Here is a 5,533-nt window from a genome sequence, read left to right as displayed (position 1 = left end):
CCGGATCTCGGCTGCAAACACCGGCCCGAACCGGTGCCACCAGAACCGGACCGCCTCGTGGCTGACGTCGATCCCGCGTTCATGCAGCAGGTCTTCGACATTCCGCAGGGAAAGCGGGAAATGGACGCTTCCGACGCCCCTGCCCCGCCTCTAGCCGGGTTCCTTTGACAAGCCCGTCGGGCGAATTCGAACCGGTCGCGGTGGCCTGGCGGCAGCGCTTACCAGCAAGCGAGCGCCGCTACTGGTGGCCGTCCTGCTTTTGTGTGAACAGTGGCATGGGTCCGCACCGCACCCGGACCGGACCGATGACCAGGAAGGAGACGCCAAGTGGCCGAGGCCGACGACAAGACCCACGTCCACCAGTCGATCGCGGAGGCGGTGCTGGACCACGGCATCGAGACGATGTTCGGCCTGATGGGCGACGCGAACCTGTTCATGGTGGACGACTACGTGCGGTCGGGCGGCGGCAACTTCGTCCCGGCTGCCTACGAGGGCAGCTCGGTCCTCATGGCACTGGCCTGGTCGCATGTCACGGGCCGTGTCGGCGTAGCGACGGTGACGCACGGGCCGGGCTTGACCAACTGCGTTACCGCGCTGACGGAGGGCGCGCGTGGCCACATCCCGATGGTCCTGCTCTGCGGTGACACTCCGGTCGCGAACCCGCAGCACCTGCAGAGCATCGACCAGCGCGAGGTGGTCAAGCTGACCGGGGCCGGATTTGAACAGCTGCGCACGCCGGAGACCGCGGCGCGCGACGTGGCGAACGCCTTTTATCGCGCCCGGCTGGAGCGTCGGCCCATCGTGCTGAACATGCCGGCCGATTTCATGTGGCAGGAGACACGGCACGAGAAAATCGTCTTCCCTGTCTTCGGCAGCCCCGGCTACGTGCCCGAGGGCGACGATCTCGACCAGGCGATCGGCATGATCGCCTCGGCCAGACGGCCGGTGGTGCTGGCCGGCGGCGGGGCGGTGGACGCGCGTGACAAGCTGATCGCGCTGGCCGACCGGCTGGAGGCGCCCCTCGCGACGACGCTGAAGGCGAAGGGGCTGTTCAACGGCCACAGCTACAACATGGACATCTTCGGCACGCTCAGCACGCCGGACGCCTACGACGTGATCGCCAAGGCCGACTGCGTGATCGCCTTCGGCGCAAGCCTGCACTATTTCACCACCGACAAGGGCGCCCTGATGAAGGGCAAGCGCGTCGTGCAGGTGAACATTGACGCCGCCGAGATCGGCAAGAACCACCATCCCGATGCCGCGCTCGTCGCGGATGCCGGACTGACGGCGGACAACATCGTCTGGTGGCTCGACGAGGCGGAAATCGCGCCAAGCGGCTTCACCGGCGAGCTGGACACGGCGACGCTGGCCGCCCATCCTCCGGCCAAGAGCGAAAGCGCGGGCGATGGCCACGTCGGTTTCGTCCACGCGCTTGACCGGCTGGAGCAGGCCCTGCCGAAGGAGCGGATCCTGACCACGGACGGCGGCCGGTTCATGACAGAGGTCTGGTGCCGGATCTCGGCGCCCGATCCGCGCAGCTTCATCGTCACGGCGAATTTCGGCTCGATCGGCCTGGGCCTTCAGGAGGCGATCGGCGCGGGGATCGCGGCGCCAGACACGCCGGTGGTGCATTTCTCCGGCGACGGCGGCTTCATGATGGGGGGCGTCAACGAGTTCAACACCGCCGTGCGGCTGGAACAGGACCTGATCATCATCGTCTGCAACGACAGTGCCTATGGCGCGGAACACATCCAGTTCTTGGACCGGCGCATGGATCCGGGCCTCGCCCAGTTCGACTGGCCGTCCTTTGCGGATGTGGCGACCGCGCTGGGAGGGCACGGGATCCGCGTCGCCTCGGCCGAGGACCTGGAGACGGCCCTGGCGGCCATCGCGACCCGCGACCGCCCGCTGCTGATCGAACTCATGCTCGACCCGAACGACGTTCCGCGAATGCGCCTGTGACGGGCTCCGGGCCCGGTGGCGTCAGAGGAATCGTCATTAGTTCTTCTTGCCCGTCCCCTCCGGGGATCAGAAGATCCAACGACTTGTTCCGTAGGGATAAACTCCTTCCAGAGCGCCATCGAGACCAACAACCGTGCCGTAGTCAGGCTATCAAACCAGGGGCTTCTGACAAGACCGCGAGACGGGCTGATAAAAACACGCACCCGATACCCGCGACCTTGCAAACCACCGCGCCGTGTCCGAGGCTCGTCGCGGGAACGCCATCCGCTACGACGACGCTGTGCTGACCGCTCAGGCAATGCCGTCGGACTGCGCGGTGGAACTCAACCGAGAGCCCGGGCATGATCGGGCGAACCTAGGGAGGAAACCGATGAGACTCGCACTGCTTGGAACTGCCGCCGTACTGGCCCTTGGCACGGGCAGCGCCACGGCGCAGGATGTCACTTTGCGGCTCGCACATTGGCTGCCGCCGCAGCACGCCGTGCCCCAGACGGGGCTTGCCCCCTGGATGGACTCGATCACAGAAGCATCGGACGGCACGATCCAGTTCGAGGTATTTCCGGCACAGCAGCTGGGCTCGGCCCCCGATCACTACGACATGACCCGCGACGGCATCGCGGACATCGGCTACGTGAACCCGGGGTACACGGCCGGGCGCTTCCCGATCTACGAACTGATCGGCGTGCCGTTCCTTGCCAAGGACGGCGCGAACGCGGCGAAGGCGATCCACGAGTGGTACCAGGGCGACTATGCCGAGCGTGAAATGGGAGATGTCTATTTCTGCCTGGTGAACCCGCACGAACCGGGGCGCTTCCACGGCAAGAGCCCGATCCGGGTACCTGCAGACGTGGACGGGCTCAGCGTGCGGCCGGCGCACTCGACGATGGCGCGGTTTGTTAACTCGCTGGGCGGGTCTTCGGTACAGGTGCCCGCGCCGGAAGCGCGCGAGGCGCTTGCCCGCGGCACAGCCGACGCCGTGACCTTCCCGTACGAGGCGATGCGGATCTTCAATATCGCCGAAGAGACCAAGTTCCATAACGACATGCCGCTCTACCTGTCGGCGCAGGTGCTGCTGTTCAACAAGGCCCGCTATGAGGGCATGACGGACGCGCAGAAGACGGTCATTGATGATCACTGCACGCCGGAATGGTCAAAGCGGTTCTCCGAAGGGTGGTCCGAGTACGACATGGGCGTGCGCGAGGATATCCTGAATAACCCCGACCACACCGTCTACACCCCGACCGAGGACGAGGTGGGGCTGTGGCGCGAGGCCGCGGTCCCGATCCTCGAGGCCTGGAAAGAGGATGCGCGCGCGGCCGGCGTAGATCCGGACACTGTACTGGAAGAACTGCGCGCGGCGCTCGAAGCGAACGACACGCTGTACGAATAACGAAGATCGGGGAACGCGCTTCTGGCGCGTTCCCCGCCGCTTGATGGGGCAAGCATGGACGACGAATGGCGAACACCGGCCGGCAGGGTGATCCGGTGGATTGAGCGGATCGCCGCGGGGATACTCGGACTGGTCACGCTGATCATCTTCGTCTCCGCGGTGGGGCGGTACCTCTTCGCGACGCCGTTGCCGGATTCCTTCGACGTGTCGCGGCTGACGCTCGCCGTCGCTGTGGTCTGGGGCTTCGCGTCGCTGGGCTATCGAGGCAGCCACATCAAGGTGGACCTGCTGTCCCAGGTTGCCCCGCGTGCGATGCGCCGGTGGATGGGCCTGGTCGCGTGGGTCTTCCTTCTCGGCTTTACCGCAGCGCTTGTCTGGAAGATCGGCGAACGCGTGTTGTCGCAATTTCCCGGGGGCGAGGTGACGATGGACCTGCGGCTCCCGCACTGGCCGTTCCTGCTGGCGATCCTGCTGGGCCTGGTCGCCGCACTCTTCACGACGTCGATCCGGATCTGGCGCGTCTGGCGCCTCGGCGAGGAGCTTGAATCCCACGACGCAATGGCAGAGGAGAGCGCCCATGAGTGAACGCGACCTGATCGCGATCGGCGGCTTCGTGGTGCTGTTCCTGCTGATGCTGATCCGCGTCCCGATCGGAGTCGCTATGGGGATCGTCGGGGTCGGCGGGTTTGGCCTGACGGTGGGCTGGTCGCCGGCGCTGAACCTTCTGTCCACCTCGCCCCTGCGCACGGTGACGGATTTCAACCTCACGCTCATCCCGTTCTTCATCCTGATGGGTGTTCTGGCAACACGGTCTGGAATGAGCCGCGAGCTGTTTCGTGCCGCGAACGCCACCCTCGGGTCGTTCAAGGGCGGGCTGGGCATCGCGACCGTGGGCGCCTGCGCCGGTTTCTCGGCCATCTGCGGCTCGTCCGTGGCGACGGCCGCGACCATGACGGATATAGCCTATCCGGAGATGAAGCGCGCGGGCTACGGCGACGAGGTCTCGACGGGCGTCGTCGCGGCGGGCGGAACGCTGGGCATTCTCATTCCGCCGTCGGTCGTCCTCGCGGTCTATGGGTACATCACCGAACAGGACATCGGCACCCTGTTCATCGCCGGCATCGTGCCGGGGATCCTGGCCGTGATCATGTACATGCTGACGGTGCGGATCTGGTACGGCCGCCACCTGCCTGCCGGCGAACGCTTCCAGCTGCGCAACGCGCTGGCCGCGCTGCAAGGCGTGTGGGCGGTTGCACTTCTCTTCGTCGCCGTGATCCTGACGATCTACCTTGGTATCGCGACCGCGACCGAGGCCGCCGCCGTCGGCGCGGTGCTGACAGCGCTGATCGGTCTGGGCCGGGGGCGGCTCGGGCTCGGTACCCTGCTCGACAGCCTGGTGGAAGCGTTACGGACCTCTGTCGCGGTCTATACCATCCTGATCGGTGCGATCCTGTTCGGCTACTTCCTGGCGGTCACGCAAGTGCCGCAGAACATGACTCGCTTCCTGATCGACCTGGGCCTTGGCAGCTACGGAACGCTCATTCTGATCATGCTGCTGTTTGTTGTCATGGGGTGTTTCCTTGACGCCATGGCAATGATCATTCTGATGGTGCCGATCGTGTTCCCGGTCGTCCTGGAACTCGGGTTCGACCCGATTTGGTTCGGAGTGATAATCGTGATGACGGTGGAGCTGGGCCTGATCACGCCGCCGATCGGGATGAACGTCTTCGTCATCAACTCGATCGCCCGCCACGTCAGCCTCGGCAAGATCTTCCGCGGCGTACTGCCTTTCGTGCTGACCGACATTGTACGGCTGGCGATCCTCATCCTCCTTCCCGGTCTGGTGCTGTTCCTGCCGAACTCAATGTGAGGGTGCTGGCGGCACTGTCACGTTAACCGGGTGGTGATCGCGGTGGCCTGACGGTAAACAACGTTATGCGTCCCTTCACCTACGCTCGCCACCGGTTTCCACAGAAGAGTCAGAGGAATCGTTTCAAATCGCTCTTCCCGGCCACCCTCAGTGATCAGAAGATGCAAAGATTTGTTCCGTAAGGATAAAGTCCTTCCAGAGCGCCACCGAGACCAATAGAGCGTTTTCCGATCAATCTGCATCGTATCCGCAGGCGGCGAAGTAGTTTTCGCATTCCTGGTGCGTGAAGCAGTCGATGAGTTCGCCGATGG

4 protein-coding genes and 1 pseudogene are annotated in these 5,533 nt (G+C 64.9%); 4 read left to right on the top strand and 1 reads right to left on the bottom strand.

What is annotated here, in order from left to right; genetic code table 11:
• A pseudogene (locus tag P1J78_RS23925) lies at window positions 1–126 on the bottom strand (IS6 family transposase); the annotation flags it as partial.
• Window positions 127–327: 201 nt separating this feature from the next.
• Here P1J78_RS23925 and P1J78_RS23920 point away from each other — a divergent pair.
• From P1J78_RS23920 to P1J78_RS23905, 4 genes are all read left to right on the top strand, one after another.
• On the top strand, window positions 328–1,962 hold the full coding sequence (locus tag P1J78_RS23920) for a thiamine pyrophosphate-binding protein (RefSeq protein WP_275569886.1): 1,635 nt from the start codon (window positions 328–330) through the stop codon (window positions 1,960–1,962).
• A 370-nt stretch (window positions 1,963–2,332) separates the two neighbouring features.
• Window positions 2,333–3,352 (top strand): TRAP transporter substrate-binding protein, encoded by a 1,020-nt coding sequence (locus P1J78_RS23915; RefSeq protein ID WP_275569885.1) that lies wholly within the window; start codon window positions 2,333–2,335, stop codon window positions 3,350–3,352.
• A gap of 54 nt (window positions 3,353–3,406) precedes the next feature.
• The gene (locus P1J78_RS23910; protein ID WP_275569884.1) at window positions 3,407–3,937 is read left to right on the top strand and encodes a TRAP transporter small permease; all 531 of its coding nucleotides are present in this window, start codon (window positions 3,407–3,409) and stop codon (window positions 3,935–3,937) included.
• Window positions 3,930–5,222, top strand: coding sequence for a TRAP transporter large permease (locus P1J78_RS23905; RefSeq protein ID WP_275569883.1), 1,293 nt, complete (start codon window positions 3,930–3,932; stop codon window positions 5,220–5,222). The genes P1J78_RS23910 and P1J78_RS23905 overlap by 8 nt, the downstream gene beginning before the upstream one ends.
• The last annotated feature ends 311 nt before the right edge of the window (window positions 5,223–5,533 follow it).

This window comes from Psychromarinibacter sediminicola (assembly GCF_029168335.1).
GTDB classification, from domain to species: domain Bacteria; phylum Pseudomonadota; class Alphaproteobacteria; order Rhodobacterales; family Rhodobacteraceae; genus Psychromarinibacter; species Psychromarinibacter sediminicola.
This window is presented reverse-complemented; position numbering and strand designations above follow the sequence as displayed.

Coding starts and splice junctions, on each gene's coding strand:
- P1J78_RS23915 (WP_275569885.1), top strand. CDS start 2,333: ATGAGACTCGCACTGCTTGGAACTGCCGCCGTACTGGCCCTTGGCACG.
- P1J78_RS23905 (WP_275569883.1), top strand. CDS start 3,930: ATGAGTGAACGCGACCTGATCGCGATCGGCGGCTTCGTGGTGCTGTTC.
- P1J78_RS23910 (WP_275569884.1), top strand. CDS start 3,407: ATGGACGACGAATGGCGAACACCGGCCGGCAGGGTGATCCGGTGGATT.